At 70.4% G+C, this 18,526-nt stretch carries 19 protein-coding genes; 10 read left to right on the forward strand and 9 right to left on the reverse strand.

The genetic code is table 11. From position 1 onward, the window contains the following. The first annotated feature begins 8 nt into the window (after window positions 1–8). On the forward strand, window positions 9–980 hold the full coding sequence (locus tag HCU73_RS08010) for a D-2-hydroxyacid dehydrogenase family protein (protein ID WP_168622895.1): 972 nt from the start codon (window positions 9–11) through the stop codon (window positions 978–980). A 6-nt stretch (window positions 981–986) separates the two neighbouring features. On the opposite strand, the gene rraA is transcribed toward HCU73_RS08010, so the two are convergent. Further along, window positions 987–1,472, reverse strand: a complete 486-nt coding sequence (gene rraA / locus HCU73_RS08015) for a ribonuclease E activity regulator RraA (RefSeq protein ID WP_168622896.1) — start codon at window positions 1,470–1,472, stop codon at window positions 987–989. A 35-nt stretch (window positions 1,473–1,507) separates the two neighbouring features. Here rraA and HCU73_RS08020 point away from each other — a divergent pair, with 35 nt between their 5' ends. From HCU73_RS08020 to HCU73_RS08030, 3 genes are all read left to right on the forward strand, one after another. Beyond that, window positions 1,508–2,260: a sulfite exporter TauE/SafE family protein gene (locus HCU73_RS08020; protein ID WP_168622897.1), complete on the forward strand. Its 753-nt coding sequence runs from the start codon at window positions 1,508–1,510 to the stop codon at window positions 2,258–2,260. Between the two features lie 97 nt (window positions 2,261–2,357). Continuing rightward, a complete protein-coding gene (locus HCU73_RS08025; RefSeq protein ID WP_168622898.1) occupies window positions 2,358–3,401 on the forward strand; it encodes an NAD-dependent epimerase/dehydratase family protein in 1,044 nt (347 codons plus the stop codon). A 90-nt stretch (window positions 3,402–3,491) separates the two neighbouring features. Beyond that, window positions 3,492–4,085: a DUF4893 domain-containing protein gene (locus HCU73_RS08030; protein ID WP_210730535.1), complete on the forward strand. Its 594-nt coding sequence runs from the start codon at window positions 3,492–3,494 to the stop codon at window positions 4,083–4,085. Between the two features lie 7 nt (window positions 4,086–4,092). On the opposite strand, the gene HCU73_RS08035 is transcribed toward HCU73_RS08030, so the two are convergent. Together HCU73_RS08035 and HCU73_RS08040 are read right to left on the reverse strand one after the other, a co-directional pair. Beyond that, entirely contained in the window at window positions 4,093–5,616 is a 1,524-nt protein-coding gene (locus HCU73_RS08035; protein WP_168622900.1) for a malonate--CoA ligase, read from the reverse strand. 35 nt (window positions 5,617–5,651) lie between these two features. Beyond that, on the reverse strand, window positions 5,652–6,350 hold the full coding sequence (locus tag HCU73_RS08040; RefSeq protein WP_239025480.1) for a GntR family transcriptional regulator: 699 nt from the start codon (window positions 6,348–6,350) through the stop codon (window positions 5,652–5,654). A gap of 110 nt (window positions 6,351–6,460) precedes the next feature. Between HCU73_RS08040 and HCU73_RS08045 the strand changes: the two genes are divergently transcribed. The 4 genes from HCU73_RS08045 to HCU73_RS08060 are packed head-to-tail and all read left to right on the forward strand — an operon-like array spanning window position 6,461 to window position 10,254. Next, window positions 6,461–7,702, forward strand: coding sequence for a CaiB/BaiF CoA transferase family protein (locus HCU73_RS08045; protein WP_168622902.1), 1,242 nt, complete (start codon window positions 6,461–6,463; stop codon window positions 7,700–7,702). Between the two features lie 24 nt (window positions 7,703–7,726). Continuing rightward, the gene (locus HCU73_RS08050; protein WP_168622903.1) at window positions 7,727–8,512 is read left to right on the forward strand and encodes an enoyl-CoA hydratase; all 786 of its coding nucleotides are present in this window, start codon (window positions 7,727–7,729) and stop codon (window positions 8,510–8,512) included. Window position 8,513: 1 nt separating this feature from the next. Continuing rightward, entirely contained in the window at window positions 8,514–8,969 is a 456-nt protein-coding gene (locus HCU73_RS08055) for a PaaI family thioesterase (RefSeq protein ID WP_168622904.1), read from the forward strand. Window positions 8,970–8,988: 19 nt separating this feature from the next. Then, complete coding sequence (locus tag HCU73_RS08060) at window positions 8,989–10,254, forward strand: aminotransferase class V-fold PLP-dependent enzyme (protein ID WP_168622905.1); 1,266 nt, start codon at window positions 8,989–8,991, stop codon at window positions 10,252–10,254. Here the strand turns inward: HCU73_RS08060 and HCU73_RS08065 are convergent. The 5 genes from HCU73_RS08065 to HCU73_RS08085 all read right to left on the reverse strand — a co-directional run bounded on the left by HCU73_RS08065 (window position 10,251) and on the right by HCU73_RS08085 (window position 15,148). Continuing rightward, window positions 10,251–11,273: an Ldh family oxidoreductase gene (locus tag HCU73_RS08065; RefSeq protein ID WP_168622906.1), complete on the reverse strand. Its 1,023-nt coding sequence runs from the start codon at window positions 11,271–11,273 to the stop codon at window positions 10,251–10,253. The two genes, HCU73_RS08060 and HCU73_RS08065, sit on opposite strands and share 4 nt — an antisense overlap. A gap of 5 nt (window positions 11,274–11,278) precedes the next feature. Beyond that, window positions 11,279–12,802, reverse strand: coding sequence for a tripartite tricarboxylate transporter permease (locus tag HCU73_RS08070; protein WP_168622907.1), 1,524 nt, complete (start codon window positions 12,800–12,802; stop codon window positions 11,279–11,281). 37 nt (window positions 12,803–12,839) lie between these two features. Then, entirely contained in the window at window positions 12,840–13,316 is a 477-nt protein-coding gene (locus HCU73_RS08075; protein WP_168622908.1) for a tripartite tricarboxylate transporter TctB family protein, read from the reverse strand. Window positions 13,317–13,388: 72 nt separating this feature from the next. After that, window positions 13,389–14,375, reverse strand: coding sequence for a Bug family tripartite tricarboxylate transporter substrate binding protein (locus tag HCU73_RS08080; protein WP_168622909.1), 987 nt, complete (start codon window positions 14,373–14,375; stop codon window positions 13,389–13,391). A gap of 89 nt (window positions 14,376–14,464) precedes the next feature. Then, window positions 14,465–15,148 carry a GntR family transcriptional regulator gene (locus tag HCU73_RS08085; RefSeq protein ID WP_210730536.1) on the reverse strand — a complete coding sequence of 228 codons (684 nt, stop codon included), beginning with the start codon at window positions 15,146–15,148 and terminating at the stop codon, window positions 14,465–14,467. Between the two features lie 179 nt (window positions 15,149–15,327). On the opposite strand from HCU73_RS08085, the gene HCU73_RS08090 reads away from it, so the two are divergent. Together HCU73_RS08090 and HCU73_RS08095 are read left to right on the forward strand one after the other, a co-directional pair. Continuing rightward, window positions 15,328–16,068, forward strand: coding sequence for an SDR family NAD(P)-dependent oxidoreductase (locus tag HCU73_RS08090; RefSeq protein ID WP_168622911.1), 741 nt, complete (start codon window positions 15,328–15,330; stop codon window positions 16,066–16,068). Window positions 16,069–16,108: 40 nt separating this feature from the next. After that, window positions 16,109–17,152, forward strand: coding sequence for an AbrB family transcriptional regulator (locus tag HCU73_RS08095; RefSeq protein ID WP_168622912.1), 1,044 nt, complete (start codon window positions 16,109–16,111; stop codon window positions 17,150–17,152). A gap of 7 nt (window positions 17,153–17,159) precedes the next feature. Here HCU73_RS08095 and HCU73_RS08100 read toward each other — a convergent pair whose 3' ends face one another. Further along, the gene (locus tag HCU73_RS08100) at window positions 17,160–18,263 is read right to left on the reverse strand and encodes an MraY family glycosyltransferase (protein WP_168622913.1); all 1,104 of its coding nucleotides are present in this window, start codon (window positions 18,261–18,263) and stop codon (window positions 17,160–17,162) included. Between the last annotated feature and the right edge of the window lie 263 nt (window positions 18,264–18,526).

Here is an 18,526-nt window from a genome sequence, read left to right on the forward strand (position 1 = left end):
GACACGCGATGAAGGTTCACATCCTCGACGACTGGTTCGACACGCTGAAGACGCTGCCGAGCTTTGCCCGGCTCGACGGCCATGACGTGACGGTCTGGACCGACCACACCGACGACGTCGACCTGCTGGCCGAGCGCCTTCAGCCCGCCGAGGCGCTGGTGCTGTTCCGCGAGCGCACCGCGATCACCGCGCCCCTGCTGGAACGGCTGCCGGGCCTGAAGCTGATCAGCCAGCGCAGCGTCTACCCCCATGTCGATGTGCCGGCCTGCACGGCGAACGGGGTGCTCCTGTGCTCGAACATGCATGCCGACGCGCCGTCCGTCGCGGCGGCGGAGCTGACCTTCGCCCTGATCCTCGCCTCGGCGCGGCAGATCCCGCAGCAGATGGCCTCGCTGCAGGCGGGCCGCTGGCAGCTGGCGCCGGGCCAGACGCTGCGGGGACGGCGGCTCGGGCTCTACGGCTACGGGCGGATCGCGAAACAGGTCGCGGCCTATGCCGAAGCCTTCGGGATGAACGTCGTCTGGTGGGCCTCCGACAAGGGCCGCGCGCGGGCCGCGGAGGAGGGCGCGCCGCTGGCCGCCAGCCGCCACGCCTTTTTCGCCGACAGCGACTTCGTGTCGGTGCATGTCCGGCTGAAGCCCGACACAAGGGGCATCATAACCCGCGACGACCTTCTGGCGATGAAACCCACGGCCAGCTTCGTGAACACCTCGCGCTCGGGCCTTGTCGAAAAGGGCGCGCTCGAGGCGGCGGTGGCGGCCGGGCGGCCCGGGCGGCTGGCGCTCGACGTGTTCGACCGCGAGCCGATGGCCGCCCCGGTCGACCCGCTGGTGCTGCACCCGGCCGTGATCTCGACGCCCCATATCGGCTACGTCACCGAGGACGAGCTCGACCTGCAGTTCGCCGACATCTACGACCAGATCAACGCCTACGCCGCGGGCGCGCCGATCAACATGATCAACCCCGAGGTGCGGGGCTAGCCCATGTCAGCCGGGCAGGGGCAGGCCCTGCGGGATCACCAGCGCGCCATCGGCGTCGGCGACGATCAGGTCGCCGGTGGCCACGCGCACGCCCTCGATCTCCAGCACGAGGCCGACCTCGCCCTCGCCCGCGCGGATGCATTTGCGCGGCGTGCGCCCCAGCGCCATGATCCCCAGTCCGGTCTGCGCCAGCAGGTCCACGTCGCGCACCGCGCCGTAGAAGATCGCGCCGGCCCAGCCGTTTTCCGCGGCCTTGGCGGCCAGCACGTCCCCCATCAGCGCGCGGCGGAGCGAGCCGCCGCCGTCGACCACCATCACCCGGCCCTCGCCCGGGGAATGGGCCAGTTCGCGCACGCGGGTGTTCACCTCGTGGGTCTTGACCGTCACCGCCGGGCCGGAAAACGCCCGCCGCCCGCCGAAATGCTGCAGGCCCGGCGGCAGCACGCCCGCGGTGTCGAGGAAGTGGTCGTAGAGGTCGCAGGTCGGTTGCATCGCGCGTGTCCCTTCGCCGGCCCGGAGGCCCTGTCATGATCGAGACCTTCTTGACCCTTCCCGAGGGGCTTTCGCAACTGTCCTTCTGGGTGCTGATGGCGACGAGCTTCATCGCGTCGCTCATTACCGTGGCGCTCGGCATCGGGGGCGGCGGCCTCCTGCTCGCCGTCATGGCGACGCTGGTTCCGCCCGCCGCGCTGATCCCGGTGCACGGGGTGGTGCAGCTGGGGTCGAACGGCGGCCGGGCGGCGATGCTGTTCCGTCAGATCAGCTGGGCCGCGGTGATCCCCGGCTTCCTGATCGGCTCGCTCGTCGGCTCGGCCATCGGCGGCGCGGTGGTGGTGGAACTGCCGCCGAACGTGGTGCAGATCGGGGTGGGGCTGTTCGTGATCTACTCGGTCTTCGCCAAGCCGCCGAAATGGCTGTCGCGCTGGCCCTGGCTGACGGGCGGCGTGTCGAGCTTCCTGACCATGTTCTTCGGCGCCACGGGCCTGTTCGTGGCGAACTACACCAAGTCCTTCAACCTGCCGCGCCACGCCCATGTCGCCACCCACGCCGCGCTGATGACGGTGCAGCACGGGCTGAAGGTGGTGATCTTCGGGCTACTGGGCTTTGCCTTCGGCCAATGGGCCATGGTGATCCTCGCCCTGATCCTCGCGGGGCTGGCGGGCACCTTCCTCGGCAAGACCGTGCTGAACAAGATGACCGACGGCGTGTTCAAGATCGCGCTCGACGTGATCCTGGTGCTGATCTCGCTCCGGCTGATCTGGCAGGGGCTGACCGGCTAGGCCGCGCGGTGCGGCGTCGGGCACCCTTCCGGTGATGGGGCGGCGGGGCTAGCCTGCATCCCGGGATCGCGCGCACAACGGGGGCAGGGGCAGCGGCATGGGCACCACCCGCTTTCTCGTGACCGGCGGCGCCGGCTTCATGGGCATCAACCTGGTTCGTCACCTTCTGGCGCAGGGCCATGCCGTGCGCAGCTACGACATCGCGCCCTTTCCCTACCCCGAGGCCGACCGGATCGACGTGCTGCAGGGCGACATCCGCGACCTGTCGCTGCACGCGCGCGCCTTTGCCGATATCGACGTGGTGGTGCACTGCGCCGCCGCCCTGCCGCTGGCCGCGCCGGCCGAGATCCGCTCGACCAACGTCGACGGCACCCGGATGCTGCTGGAGACCGCGGCGTCGCGGGGCACGCCGCGCTTCGTCCACATCTCGTCCACCGCCGTCTACGGCATCCCCGACCACCACCCGCTGGTCGAGGACGACCGGATGGTCGGCGTCGGCCCCTACGGCGAAAGCAAGGTCGCGGCCGAGGCGGTGTGCGAGCTGTTCCGCGCGCGCGGCATGATCCTGCCCGTGCTGCGCCCCAAAAGCTTCGTCGGCCCCGAGCGGCTGGGCGCCTTCGAGCTGCTCTACGATTTCGCCTCGGACGGGCACGGCTTCCCGGTGCTGGGCAAGGGCACCAACCTCTACCAGCTTCTCGACGTCGAGGACCTCTGCGCCGCCGTCACCCTGGCGAGCTTCGGCGACCCGGCCCGGGTCAACGCGACCTTCAACATCGGGGCGGAGCGCTTCGGCACGCTGCGCGACAGCTTCCAGGCGGTGCTGGACCATGCCGGCCACGGGCGGCGGATCGTGACCATCCCCGAGGCGCCCGCGATCTGGACGCTGCGCACGCTCGAGGCGCTGCACCTGTCGCCGCTCTACAAGTGGATTTACGAGACCGCCGGCAAGGACAGCTTCGTCAGCATCGACCGCGCCAAGGCGGTGCTGGGCTACGCGCCGCGCTATTCCAACGAGGAGGCGCTGATCCGCAACTTCGACTGGTATCTCGCCAACCGCGACCGCATCGCCGCCACCACCGGCGTGACCCACCGGGTGCCGTGGAAACGCGGCGCGCTGGCCGCGCTGCGCTGGGTGATCTGACGCGCGGCGGGGCAGGGTAGGGGAAGCCTGTCTTGACCGGGCCGGGGCGGCGCGCATCCTCGCGCCATGCCCCGTTCGAGGACCCCTGCCATGTTCCGCGCCCTTGCCCTTGCCGCAACCCTTGCCCTCGCCCTCGGCCCCGCCGCCGAAGCGCAGGAGGTGACCATCGCCCCCGGTGATGCCGCCCGGCTGGCGGCCTACGACACCCATTTCGGCGCGGCAATGGCCGAGGCCATGGCGGGCGGCGCGCCGGCCGACATCGCGGCGCTGACCACGGCGCTCGCCGGCGACCCGATCCCGCCTGCGGGGCTGGAGGGCGACTGGACCTGCCGGGTGATGAAGCTGGGCGGCATCCTGCCCCTGACGGTCTACAGCCCGTTCCGCTGCCGCATCACCCGCACCGCCGATGGCGGGCTGTTCCTGGAAAAGCTGACCGGCTCGCAGCTGACGTCGGGGCGCATCGTCGAGACGGAGGACGGGCTGGTCTACCTCGGCGTCGGCTACATCGCCGGGGCGGAGCCGATCACCTACGAGCAGTACCATTCGGGCGCCATCCCCCCGAGCGCGGGGCAGGTCACGTCCGACGTGGGCTATGTGGAAATGGTCAGCCCCAACCGGGCGCGGGTTCTGTTCCCCGCGCCCATGCTGGAAAGCCGGTTCGACATCCTGGAGCTGACCCGCTGAGGAACGGTCAGCCCGCCTTTTGCCGGAATACCTCGGCGTAGGTCGCGCGCAGCTCAGCCTTCTGCACCTTGCCCATCGTGTTGCGGGGCAGGGCATCGAGCACGACATAGTGGCGCGGACGCTTGAACCCGGCGAGGTCGGCGCGCGCCGCGGCCTCGATGGCGGCCAGGTCGATCTCGGCCCCGCCCTCGGGCACCAGCACGGCCACCACGCTTTCCCCGAAATCGGGGTGGGGGGCGCCCACCACGGCGCTTTCCTTCACGCCCGGCTGGCCGTCGAGGAAGATCTCGATCTCCTTGGGGTAGATGTTGTAGCCGCCCGAGATGATCAGATCCTTGCCGCGGCCGACGATGGTGACGTAGCCGTCCGCGTCGATCCGCGCGAGGTCGCCGGTGATGAACCAGCCATCCTCCTGCAGCTCTTCCTTCGTCTTCTCGGGCATCTGCCAGTAGCCCTTGAACACGTTGGGGCCGCGGACATGCAGCATCCCGATCTCGCCCACGGGCAGCGCGGCGCGGGTCTCGGGGTCGCAGACGCGCACCTCGACGCCCGGCAGCGGGAAGCCCACGGTGCCGGCGCGGCGGTCGCCGTCATAGGGGTTCGAGGTGTTCATCGAGGTTTCCGTCATCCCGTAGCGTTCCAGGATGCGGTGGCCGGTGCGGCCCTCGAAAGCGCGGTGGGTTTCGGCGAGGAGCGGCGCCGAACCCGAGATGAACAGGCGCATGTGGCCAACAAGATCCCGGGTGAAGCGCGGGTCGTCCAGCAGGCGGGTGTAGAAGGTCGGCACGCCCATCATGGTCGTCGCTTTCGGCAGCTTGGCCAGCACCGTCTCGAGGTCGAACTTGGGCAGGAAGATGATCGCGCCGCCGGCCAGCAACATCACGTTGGTCGCCACGAACAGGCCGTGGCTGTGAAAGATCGGCAGCGCGTGCAGGAGCACGTCGTCCGCGGTGAAACGCCAGCAGTCGACCAGCGCCTGCGCGTTCGACAACAGGTTCTTCTGGGTCAGCATCGCCCCCTTGGATCGCCCCGTCGTGCCCGAGGTGTAGAGCAGCGCGGCAAGGTCGTCCTCGCCCCGCGGCACGGGGGCGAAGGCCGCGGATTGCGTCGCCACCACGTCGCTCAGGCTGCCCGAGCCGTCGCCCGCCAGCGTCTTGAGCACCGCGCCCGTGGCCGCCGCGATGGGGGCCAGCGCCTCGGCCTCGCCGGGGTCGCAGACGAACAGCGCGGCACCGCTGTCGCCGACGAAGTAGTCCAGTTCCTTGGGCGTGTAGGCGGTGTTCAGCGGCAGGAACACGACGCCCGCCTTCACGCAGGCCGCGTAGAGCGCCAGCGCCTCGGGCGATTTCTCGACATGGACGGCCACCCGGTCGCCGGGCTTGACCCCCAGCGTCCCCAGCGCATTCGCCGTCCGGTCGGCCATCGCCAGGAAATCGGCATGGCTCAGCACCCGCCCGTCGGCCAGATGCAGAAAGGCGGTGTCCTTGCCCTCGTGCGGGGCGAAAAGCGCGTCATAGAGAGGGTTCGTCATGTCCTGTCCCCGGATGTCCCTGAATTCTGGCCGTCTCAGCCGGTCGCGGCCGTCTCGCCCTCGGCCATGCTCATGTAGCGGCCGAAGCCGCCCACGATGTGGTCGAGCGCGGCGCGGCGCGCGGCCTCCTCGTCGCCGGCGGCCACGGCGCGGGTGATGACCTCGTGTTCCTCGATCGACCGCGCGATGTTGGTGGCGATCGACAGGCCCTTGCGGCGGAACAGGTGCATCTCCTTGACGAGGTTGTCGTACATCGTCTTGGCCTTGGGGTTCCCCGCGCCATGCAGCAGCAGGTCGTGGAACTCGATGTTCAGCACGTAGTAGCGCGCGGTGTCGCCCTTGGCGTGGGTCGCGCGCATCTGGTCGAGGTTGCGCTCGAGCGCGGCGGCCAGCTTCGGCTCGGCCCCCTCGCGCACGCGCCGCGCGGCGGCCGAGCAGGCCATGGCGAAGATCGCCCCGCGCAGGTCGTAGAGGTTGCGGATCTCGGCCAGCGTGGTCTCGTGCACGAAGGCGCCCCGGTTGGCGATCAGGTCGATCAGCCCGCTGTCGGCCAGCGACCGGATCGCCTCGCGCACGGTGCCACGGCTGACGCCCATCGCGGTCGACAGCGACAGCTCATTCAGCTTCTCGCCCGCGGCGAGGTCGCCGTCGACGATCATGCGCTCGATTTCCCCGCGCACCTCGCCGGCCAGCGTCGCCCGCCTCGGCCCTATGGATCTTGCTCCTGTCGTCATGGCGGCACCTGACCTCCTGCCGGTAATTTTGTCAACATTTAACATTTTTATTGTCATGGATCGGCATATGACATACATCGAATCCAGCGGTTGCACCACGGGGAGGCAGCATGACATCGCCTGCACACCAGCCGGCCATCGACACCGAAACCAAGGCCGGGACGGGCAGCGCGCTGCCTGCGGCCAGCGCGGCGCTGCGGGGCCTGCGCGTGCTCGACCTGACGCGCGTGCGGTCGGGGCCCACCTGCGTGCGGCAGCTCGCGGACTGGGGCGCCGACGTCATCAAGATCGAGGCGCCGGTCGACGAGGCGCAGTTCGGCGGCCCGCGCCACGGGCCCGATTTCCAGAACCTGCACCGCAACAAGCGGAGCCTGACGCTGGACCTGAAATCGCCCGCGGGCGTCGCGGCTTTCCGGCGGCTGGCCGACACCGCCGACATCATCGTCGAGAATTTCCGCCCCAACGTGAAGGCGCGTCTCGGCATCGACTACGACACGCTGGCCACCACCAACCCGAGGCTGATCTACGCCTCGATCTCGGGCTTCGGGCAGGACGGGCCGCTGGCCGACCGTCCCGGTTTCGACCAGATCGCGCAGGGCATGGGCGGGCTCATGTCGATCACCGGCGAGCCTGGCCGCGGGCCGATGCGCGTGGGCATCCCGATCGCCGACCTGTGCGCGGGGCTGTTCGCGGCGCAGGGCATCCTGATCGCGCTCTATGAGCGGCAGACCTCGGGCATGGGCCAGTGGATCCAGACCTCGCTCTTGCAGGCGCAGGTGTTCATGCTGGATTTCCAGGCCGCGCGCTGGCTGATGGATGGCGACATCCCGAAACAGGCGGGCAACAACCACCCCACCTCGATCCCGACCGGCGTGTTCAAGACCGCGGACGGCCACATGAACATCGCCGTCACCGGCAACGTGATCTGGTCCAAGTTCTGCGAGACCATGGGCCGGACCGATTGGATGCAGGACGAGCGCTTCGCCACCGCGCCGGCCCGGTCCAAGAACCGCGACGCGCTGGGCGCCGAGATCGAGGCGATCACCGCGACGGCGACCACGGCGGAGTGGATCGACCGCTTCAACGCGGCCGGCGTGCCGGCGGGCGAGATCAACGACATCAGCCAGGTCTTCGCCAACCCGCAGGTGCGCCACCTCGGGCTTGCCCAGCCCGTGGTCAGTCAGGAGCGCGGCGAGACCGAGCTGGTCGGCCAGCCGATCCTGATGAGCCGCACGCCCAGCACCATCGCGGCACCGCCGCCGCTGGCCGGGCAGCACACCGCCGCGATCCTCTCCGAGCTCGGCTATTCCGAGGCCGAGATCGCCGAGATGAAGGCGCAAGGCGCCATCTGACAGCTTGCAAGGGACAGGGACCACATGACCGACAAGATCCTGACGGAACAGTCGGGCGACATCGCCCGCATCATCTTCAACCAGCCCGAAAAGCGGAACGCCGTGTCGCTGGAAATGTGGGAGGCCGTGGAGGCCGCGGTGACGCGGTTCCGCGACGACCCCACCGTGCGCATCCTCATCCTGTCGGGCGCGGGCGGCAAGGCCTTCGTCTCGGGCGCCGACATCTCGAAATTCGAGAGCGAGCGCGCCAGCGAGGAGGGCGTGGCGCATTACAACGCCACCACCAAGCGCGTCTACGACATGATCGAGGCCTTCCCCAAGCCCACCATCGCGCAGATCGACGGCTTCTGCGTCGGCGGCGGCGTGGCGCTGGCGCTGTGCTGCGACCTGCGGATCTGCGGGCAGGGCGCTCAGTTCGCGGTGCCCGCGGCCAAGCTCGGCCTCGGCTATGCCTTCCCCGGCATCAAGCGGTTGGTGGACGTGGTCGGCCCGTCCTTCGCCAAGGAGATCTTCTTCACCGCCCGCCGCTTCACTGCCGAGGAGGCGCGCATCATGGGCCTCGTCAACCGGGTCGTGCCGGATGACAAGGTGGCCGAGACGGCGCTCGAGACCGCGCAGATGATCGCCGAGAACGCGCCGATGACGGTGGCCTCGGTGAAATACATCGTGGGCCAGACCGTGACGCCGGAAAGCCAGCGCGACCTGGCCGAATGCGACGCGCGCGTGAAGGCCTGCTTCGACAGCCAGGACTACATCGAGGGCCGCCGCGCCTTCATGGAAAAGCGCAAGCCGAACTTCGTCGGCGCCTGAGATGGCCGGACGGATCGACACCGGGGCCGCGTCCGCGCGGCTCAAGGACGCGCTCGACACCCACGAGCAGGTGTTCGAGCGCTTCTTCCTCGCGCGCTTCCTCGACCTGTCCTTTGCCTATCTGCCCGAGGGCGCGGCGGACGCGGACAAGGAGATGTGCCGGATCACCTTCCCGGTCACCGACCTCCTGCGCAACCCGCAGGGCGCGCTGCACGGGGGCGTCATGGCCAGCGCGATGGACATTTCCATGGGCCACCTCGTCGCCAAGGTCGCCGGCCCCGGCGCCACCATCGAGATGAAGGTGCAGTTCCTGCGCCCCGTGATGGCCGGCACCGTGACCGTCGAGGGCAGCTTCACCCGCCGCGGGCGGACGATGTCCTTCATGGAAAGCAAGCTCTACGGCGAGGACGGCAAGCTTGCCGCCCACGCCACCGCAACCTGGAAGATGCCGGGCTGAGCCCCGGGGGGAGACACCCATGCTGATGGAAAAACCGGGTCTGATGGACGCGATCCGCGGCCGCTTCGCCCATGTCGACAGTTGCCCCTTCGAGGGGCCGCGCGTGTTCTTCGAGAACGCGGGCGGGGCGCTGACGCTGAATTCCGTGGTCGAGACATCCGCGAAATTCGCCGCGATCCCCGACAACCAGGGCCGCGACAACCCCGCGGCCAAGGCCCTCGTGGCCTTCATCGACAAGGCCAAGGACGACATGCGCGTCTTCTTCAACGCGCCGCAGGGCCAGTTCTTCGTCGGCGAAAGTGGGACGGAGCTTCTGTTCCGGCTGATCCGCACCGCCATCGTCGGCACGCCCGAAGGCCGCGTGCTGGGCTCCACCCTCGAACACCCCGCCAGCCGCAGCGCGGCGCGCCACTGGGCCGAGGTGGCGGGCAAGCCGCACATCCTGGTCGCCCATGACGACGCCACCGGGTCGGTGGGCCCCGAGCACTACGCCCCCGAAATCACGCCCGACACGCGCGTGGCCACCATCCTCCATACCTCGCCCGTCACCGGCATGGGCGTGGACGTGGCCGCCATCGCCGCCGAGATCCGCAAGGTTTCGCCCGACTGCATCATCATCGTCGACGGCATCCAGCACGCGGCGCACGGCCGGCTGGATATCGCCAGCTACGACGTGGATGGCTACGTCATTTCGCCCTACAAGGTGTTCTCGCGCCACGGCTACGGCGTCGCCTGGGTCAGCGACCGGCTGCACGCGGTCAAGCACGAGCACCTGATCGACGCCCCCGGCAACCCGTGGGAATTCGGCACGCGCGACACCGGCGCCTATGTGACGTTCTCGGACGTGGTGGATTACTTCGACTGGCTGGGCGCGCAGGTGTCCGACGCCGCCGACCGCCGCGCGCGGATCGTGGCGGCGGGCGAGGCGATCCACGCCCACGAGACGCGGCTGACCGAGGCGATGATCCACGGGGTCGGCAACCTCAAGGGGCTGAAGGACATGGAGGGGGTCACCATCCTCGGCGGCATCGACAACCCGCGCCGCGAGGGGCTGGTGTCGATCACCGTCGCGGGGCTGCCCGCCCCCGAGGTGGTGACGCAGCTGCGCGCGCGCGGCATCCGCACCCATACCCGCAAGGCCGACCACTACTCGGGGAACATCCTGACGCCGCTCGGCCTCGACGCCGCGGTGCGGGTGTCGATGTGCCACTACAACACCGAGGCCGAGGTCGCGCAGTTCCTGCAGGCCATGCGCGAGATTACCGAGGCCGCCGAGGCCGCCTAACCGGCCAGCCTTGTCAGCTCGTCCATCAGGGCCGGGGGGATGTCCATCCCCTCGGCCCTTGCCGTGTCCAGCGCCGCCAGCGCGCGGGCGCCGGGCAGGCGCGGGGCGGGGCCGCCCGCGACGGGCGGGGTGCTGCCCACGATCCCCGCCGCGCGGTCGAGCCGCGCGGCCAGCTCGGCGGGGGGCGCCAGCCGGGCCGCGTCGATCACCAGGATCATCTGCCCGAGGTTCGGCACGGCGGCGGCGTCCTTGTGGGTGTCGGGCACCTCCGACAGCATCGCGGCCCCCGCCAGCCCCGCGGCCAGCAGGTCCAGCGTGACGGCCAGCGCCGCGCCCTTGGGGCCGCCGATGGCCTGCATCAGCCCCGCCATCGCCGCCTGCGCGTCGGTCGTCGGGCGTCCTTCGGCGTCGGTGGCCCATGTCTCGGGGATCGGCCGGCCCGCCTGCGCGGCCGCCCGCACCTTGGACCGCGCCGCGACCGACAGCGCCATGTCTAGCATCACGTGCCGCCCACCCGCGTGGGGCAGGCCGATCCCGAGGGGCGAGTTGCCGACCCGCGCCGCGCGCCCGCCCGGCGGCGCCAGCATCGGCGCGGCGTTCGAGGTGACGATCGTGGCGAAACCCGCCTCGGCCGCCGTCCAGAGGAGCGGCGCCAGCGCGCCCAGGTGCGTCGCGTTGCGCAGGAAGGCGCCGGCCATCCCGGTGTCGCGCGCGGCCTCCATCGTGGCGTGCAGCGCCTGCATGGCGACGCCGGGGCCGAGGGCGGCGCGCGCGTCGATCAGGCGGAGCGCCGGGGCAGGGGCGGTGATCTCGGGGCGGGCCGCGGCGTCCATGCCACCCGCCGCGAGGCGCTGGACGCAGGCGCCGACGCGGGCGAGCCCATGGGTCGGGATGCCCATCATCTCGGCCAGCACCAGGCTGTCGGCCGCCGCCTCGGCCAGACCCGGCGCGGCGACGCCCGCATGGAAAAAGGCGCGGGTCGCCAGGACCCGCGCCTCCCCCTCGCTCAGCCGGGGCATGTCCCCTATCCCCCGGCCTTCTCGGCCCGTCCCGCGCCGGCCCCGATCCTCCCCATCAGGGGCAGCAGGACGACGAGCGCGATGGTGACCCCGATGATCCAGAGCGACGCCGGACGATCGAGGAAGATGCCGAACGACCCGCGCGAGATCGTCAGCGTCTGGCGCAGCGCCTCCTCGGCCAGCGGGCCCAGCACCAGCGCCAGCACCAGCGCCGCCGGCGAGAACCCGTAGAGCCGCATGAAGAACCCGACCACGCCGGCCGCGAACATGAGCCAGGTCTCGACGAAGCTTGCGTGCACGGTGAAGGTGCCGAGCAGGCAGATCACCACCACGCAGGGCCCGAGGATGCGGTAGGGCACCTTGATGATCTGCACGAACAGCGGGATCGCGAAGATGTTGATGGCCAGGAGGATGATGTTGCCGAGATACATCGACGCGATCATGCCCCAGGCCAGTTCCGGGTTCTGCTCCATGAACAGCGGGCCGGGGCGCAGGCCCCAGAGCAGGAACGCCGCAAGCAGCACCGCCGTCGAGGCCGAGCCGGGAATGCCCAGCGTCAGGAGCGGGATCATCGCGCCCGAGGAGGCCGCGTTGTTCGCCGTCTCGGGCGCCACGAGGCCCGCCATCTCGCCCTGGCCGAAGTTCTCGGGCGTCTTGGACAGCGAGCGCTCGGTCGAATAGGCCATCAGCGACGCGATGGTGGCGCCGGCGCCGGGGATCACGCCCACGACGAAGCCCAGGATCGAGCCGCGCACCATCGTCCAGCGGGTCGAGAGGAAATCCTGCGCGGTGGGCCAGAACCGCTGTTCCCGGCCGTATTCCACGAGGCTGCCCGAGGCCGATTTGTGGATCTGCGAGTAGAAGGCGTAGAACAGCTCGCCCAGGCCGAACAGGCCGATGGCGATCGGGATGAAGTAGATGCCGCCGATCAGTTCGGCCGAGCCGAAGGTGTAGCGGCTCTGCCCGGTTTCGAGGTCGACGCCCACGGTGCCGAGCGCGAAGCCGATCAGCGCCGAGATGACGCCCAGCTTCCAGTTCGACCCGATCATGACCAGCAGCGTCAACATGCCCATCATGGCCAGCAAGAAGTATTCCGGCGGCCCGAAGCTGCGCGACACCTGGCTGAACATCGGCGCGAGGATGGTGATGAGGATCACGCCGACCGTGCCGCCCACGAAGGACGCCACGGCCTGCATCACCAGCGCGGGGCCGGCGCGGCCCTTCTTGGCCAGCGGGTAGCCGTCGAAGGTCGAGGCCACGGTCGCGCTTTCGCCGGGCGTGTTCAGCAGGATCGAGGTGATCGTGCCGCCGTACATCGACCCGTAGTAGATCGCGGCCAGCATCATGATGGCGCCGATCGGGTCCATGCCGAAGGTCAGCGGCAGCAGGATCGCAAGGCCCGCCGAGGGCCCGAAGCCCGGAATGACGCCCACGATCATGCCCACCATCGCCCCGATCAGCAGGTAGGCCAGGTTGATTGGTGTGACCGCGTAGGACAGGCCCATCACGAGGTCGGAAAAGATTTCCATGTCTGGCTCCCTTGGTCGGCCCTGCGGGCCGGGCCGGTCAGAACGGCAGGATGTCGAAGAGGGCGGGGGGCATGTTCGCGTTCAGCACGCGGTCGAACAGCACGTAGACCCCCGTCGGGAAGATCACGGCCACCAGCGCGTTCTGCAGGTGGCGGCCCGGGTTCAGCAGGCTGAGCGCGGCGATCAGGTAGACCACGGTCGACACGAAGCCGCCGAACAGCCGCACCAGGATCGCGTAGCCGAACGCGAGGCCCAGCAGCAGCAGGAAGTCGCGCCACACGCCCTCGGGCGCGTCGTCGGGGCCCGGGGCGCCTCCGGCGGCGACCATGCGGCGGTCGCGCAGCGCGTCGAGGATCGCCCAGAACGTCATCACCACCATGGCGGCGCCCACGAGCCGCGGGAAGAACCCCGGTCCGAGCCGCCCGGTGCGGGTCATGAAGTTCAGGTCCGAGAAGGCGATGTAGGTGTAGAAGATGGCGCCGCCCAGAAGGGCGACGAGGAAGACGATGCGCATGACCACCCCGATGCGGTATTCTTCAGGAACGGCCGGGCGCCCGCAGGCGCCCGGCCGGATCGTGTCGTCCGCTTACTGGATCGCGCCGACCGAGCGCAGCACCTCGGCAAAGCCGTTCTGCGTGTTGGTCAGGAAGGTGCGGAACTCCTCGCCGTAGAGCACGGTGGGGGTCAGCGTGTTGGAGCGGATGTACTCGGCCCACTCCGGGGTCTCGACCACCTGCTGCATGGTCTCGATCCAGAAGGCCTGCGCCTCGGCCGGGGCGTCGGGCGGCAGGATCAGGCCGCGGGGCATCGACACGCCGATCTCGTAGCCGACCTCGCCCATGGTGGGCACGTCGCCCAGCGCCTCGGGCGTGGACGCGCCCGAGTAGACCAGCGCGCGCAGGTCGCCCGAGTCGATCAGGCCCAGGATCTCGCCGGGGTTGCCGACCATGGCGTCGACCGATTGCGACAGGAGCGCCGTGGTCTGGTCGGCCATCGAGTTGAACGAGACGTACTCGAACTCGAAGCCCGCCGCCTGCGCGAACAGCGTCGGCACGATGAAGTCGACGTTGACGGTGCCGGTGCCGGCGATGGTGACCGGGTTCGACTGGGCGTATTCGATGAACTGCCCGATGTCCTGGATGTCGGACGAGCCGTTCACCACCAGCACGAGGTCGTCGGTGGCCAGCAGCGCGACCGGCGTGAAGTCGGCCGGTTCCCACGGCGTGTCGGCCTGCAGCGGCGTGGTCACGAAGCTGCCCGAGGTGGTCGAGATGCCGTAGCCCGAGCCGGCCTGGCCGAACAGGTAGCCCCAGCCCACCGCGCCCGAGCCGCCGGCCCGGTTTTCCACGGTGATGTCGCCCGGGTACAGGTCGTAGGTGTTCAGGATCTCGACGATGGTCCGGGCCATGATGTCGTTGCCGCCGCCGGGGCCGAAGGCGATCGTCCAGTCGAGCGTCTCGCCCGGGTCGGGGTAGGTCTGGGCCTGGGCCGCGACGGCGAACGGTGCCGCCACGGCGAGCCCGAGTGCGCCGGCCTTGATCCAGCCGGTCAGGCTGTCCTGCAGTTGGGTCATGTGAGCCTCCCTTTGGTCTCTCTCTCTGTTTGCGACTTGCGGGCCGCCCCCTCCATTGGACGACACCGCACGAATGGCTGGACGGCCGGCTACGTGTCCCTTTGGCCGATGGTGTCCAGCAATCGTTTCTTTCCGTTCTCGTGGTGCCCGGCGCCCGCGGCCGTGGCCGCGGCGGCGTCGCCCGCCTCGATGGCCGCGACGATGCGCCGGTGTTCCTCGTTCGACTGCCTCAGCGACGGTTCGCCCTGCAGCACGCGCAGCCGCATCAGCCGCACCTCCTTGCACAGCGCGCTGTAGAGCGCCCGGGCACGTTCGGCGCCCGAGGCCTCGGCGATGCGGTCGTGGAATTGCAGGTTGAGGTCGAAATAGCGCCGCTCGTCGCCGGCCGCGATGGCGCGGTCCATCGCCTCGACCAGCCCGCGCAGTTCGGCCCGGATGGCGCCGTCGGCGCGGCCCGCCAGCGCGCCGCACAGGTAGCCCGCCATCATCGCGCGCAGGTCATACAGCTCCAGCGCGTCGGCGATCGACAGCTTGCGCACGAACACGCCCTGGTTCGCCACCGCCTGCACCAGCCCCTCGCGTTCCAGCGACCGGGCGGCCTCGCGCACGGGGCCGCGGCTGACGCCCAGCTGCTCGGCCAGCGCGTTCTCGTTCAGCCGCTCGCCGGGTGCGATCTCGCCGTGCAGGATCATGCGCTCCAGCTCGTCGCGCACCTCGATCACCAGCGGGCGTTGCCGCCGCCGCGCAACCGATTCACGAATGGTGTCCCGCATCTGCATGGCTGCATCTCAGGCTTCGGATTGTAGATTGTCAACAATATTCTGTTGATTGCCGGACGCGACAGGGCTACCAGACAAGGCATCCGGGGGCCCTGTGCCGGGGCCCCGGGGCCGGGGGCGGGCAGCAAGCCTGCGCGCCGCCAGCGAAATTTCGCAAGGGGAGGTCGGACAGGATGACGGACAGGCCGCTGGCGGGCAAGACCGCCTTCGTCTCGGGGTCGGGGCAGAACATCGGGCGCGCCGTGGCGGTGCGGCTGGCGGGCATGGGCTGCAACGTGGTGGTCAACGGCGCCAGCAGTCGGGCCGACTGCGACGAGACGGCGGCGCGCGTCGTCGCGGCCGGGGCCGAGGCGCTGGTCGTGATGGGCGACGTGTCGAAGGCGGCCGAGGTCGCGCGCATGGTCGCCGAGGCCCAGGCGCGGTTCGGCGCCATCGACATCCTCGTCAACAACGCCGCGCGGCGGCCGCACAAACCCTTTCTCGAGATGACCGACGACGACTGGGACGGGGTCGTCGACACCGCCCTGACCGCGGCCTTCCGGCTGTCGCGCGCCCTGCTTCCGGGGATGGTCGACCGCGGCTGGGGCCGCATCGTGAACTTCGCGGGCATGAAGGCGATCCGCGGCTATTTCGAGGGCGCGCCGATCTCGGCGGCCAAGCACGGGGTCTGGGGCCTGACCAAGGCGCTGTCGACCGAGTTCGCGGGCCGGGGCATCACCGCAAACGTGGTCTCGCCCGGCCAGATCCGGCACGAGAGCCTCGACGCCGACGACCCCAGGCGCGCCGCCAAGATCCCGGCGGGCTTCATGGGCCAGCCCGACGACGTGGCCGCGGTGGTGGCCTTCCTCTGCTCGCCCGAGGCGCGTTTCGTCACCGGCCAGATGATCGCGGTGAACGGCGGCGAGGAGACCTGAGCGGCGGGCGGCGACGATGGCAGGGACAGGGGCAGGTGGCATGGGCGGCATCTGGGGCCGCCGCGCGCTGACGATCGGCATCGGCATCGCGGGGACGGCGGTGTTCTGGGCGGCGGGCCTGCCGCTCCCGTTCCTGCTCGGGCCGCTCTTCGCCTGCCTGGTGGCGGCGCTGACGGGGGTGCCGGTGACGGGGGCGGGGCCGCTCGGCAAGGTGATGCGCACCGTGCTGGGCGTCGCCATCGGCGCCTCGATCACGCCCGAGCTGGTGGCGCGGCTGCCGCAGATGCTGGCCTCGCTGGCGCTGGTGCCGGTCTATGTCATCGCCATCGCGGCGGTGGGGGTGCCGTTCTTCCGCCGGGTCTACGGCTTCGACATGGTCACGGCCTGGTACGCGGCGATGCCGGGCGGGCTGCAGGAAATGGTGGTGTTCGGGCAGGAGGCTGGCGGCAACGTGCGCGCCCTGAGCCTGATCCACGCCACCCGCGTGCTGATCATCGTGGCGGTGACGCCGTTCCTGCTGGTGCACCTGTTCGGCGCCAGCCTCGACAACCCGATCGGCGCGCCGGCGGCGACCCTGCCGCTGCACGAGATGGCGATCATGGTGGTCGCGGCCTTTGCCGGCTGGAAGATCGCCGAGCGCGTCGGCCTGTTCGGCGCCGCGATCCTCGGGCCGATGATCCTGACCGCGATCCTGTCGCTGACCGACATCCTGCATTTCCGCCCGCCCGCCGAGGCGATCCTGGCCGCGCAGTTCTTCATCGGGCTGTCGCTCGGCGCGGGCTACCTGGGCGTGACGCTGGCCGAGATCCGGCGCGACGTGGTCGCCGGTGCCCTGTTCGTCGTGATGGTGGCTGCGCTGGCGGCACTGTTCACCGAGGCGGTGATCCTGTTCGACCTGGCCCCGCCGGTCGACGGCTTCCTCGCCTTCGTGCCCGCCGGGCAGGCCGAAATGGCGGTGCTCGCCATCGTGGTGGGGGCCGATCTGGGCTATGTCGTGCTGCACCACGTGGTGCGGGTGTTCCTGATCATCACCGGCGCCCCGGTCGCGGCGCGGCTGTTCGGGGTCGGGCGCAAGGGCGGCTGAGGCCCCGTCAGCCCCGCCGCCCCACGCGGCGCCGGCGCGGGCCGATGACCCGTGCAAGCCAGGCCGCCGCGGCGAAATAGGCCGCCACGTAGGCGAGGAAGGCGAGGAACGCCGGCAGCGGCCGGTCCCAGAGCCAGACGCCCGTCGCGGCCGGCACCGCGACGAAGGGCGCAAGGATCACCGTGGTCAGCGGGTTCGCCAGCGGGCGCCGGCCCTTGCCGAGCCGCCAGATCTCGAGGCTGCGCATCACCATCTGGTGCAGGTGCAGCCGGTCCGCCTGCATCGCGGGCCGGCGCCGGCGCCGGCGGCGGTAGAGCGCGTGCAGCGTGTCGGCGATGGGCCACATCATCGTCAGGAGCATCGCCCAGGCCGTGGCGTCGGGGTGGTGCAGCACCACCATCACGCCGAGCCAGCTGAGCGTGAAGCCGAACACGTAGGCCCCGGCATCGCCGAGAAAGATCAGCCCCAGCGGCCAGTTCAGCGCCAGGAAGCCCGCGATCACAGCCGCGAAGAGCCAGGCCAGGACCTCCATCTCGGGATAGCCCGACTGCCGGGCGATGAGCGCCAGCGCCAGCGTCGCCACCAGCGCGGCGACGGCCGACAGGCCGTTGACGCCGTCGATCAGGTTGAAGGCGTGCGAGATGCCGACCATGGCGAACAGCGTGATCGGTATGCCCAGCAGGCCGCTGGCCATCGCGGGGTCGAGCAGCGCCGGGCCGATCCGCGGCGTCCAGACCCCGGTCCACAGCATCACCAGCGCCCCGGCCAGCACCGCCGCCATCAGCCGGCCCCGCGGCGGGATGTGCCAGCCGAGGTCCTCGGCCAGCCCCGCGGCAAACAGCAGCGCGGTTGCCGCCGCCAGCGCGGGGGCGCTGAAGGGCGCGGGCAGGGGGACGAGCCACAGGCAGGCCAGCAGGCCCGCGAACACCGCCACCCCGCCCAGCCGCGCGGTCATCCGGTGATGCGCGGTCTGCACCGTCCTGAGGTCGCCGGCCCGGCCGGCCAGGCGCGGGCTGCGCCGCGCGACGAGCGCGATCAGGGCCGACAATCCTGCCGTCAGGGCAAACAGAGCCAGCGCGGCCGATGTCGTGGCGAAATCCGTATCCGGCATGACCTGTTCAAAATGATCGGCGCGGGACCGGCCGCACGCCCGGCAATAAACACCCCCGAAGGACGCCACCGGCACCGCGGAGTCAAGCCTTGCCCCCGCCTGCAGCCCCGGCCTGTGGTCCCCCCGTCACGTCCCCCGGCGCCACATCGGCGGACCGCCGCCGGTCGAACCGTGCGACCCGTCCGCCCGAGGCTACGGTGTTGTCTTGTATCGATGGCCCTGTTCGAAAGATAGGGTATCCATTTTACAGCGCTGTTGTTCGT

Origin of the sequence: Roseicyclus persicicus (genome assembly GCF_012395815.1) — a bacterium.
GTDB classification, from domain to species: domain Bacteria; phylum Pseudomonadota; class Alphaproteobacteria; order Rhodobacterales; family Rhodobacteraceae; genus Roseicyclus; species Roseicyclus persicicus.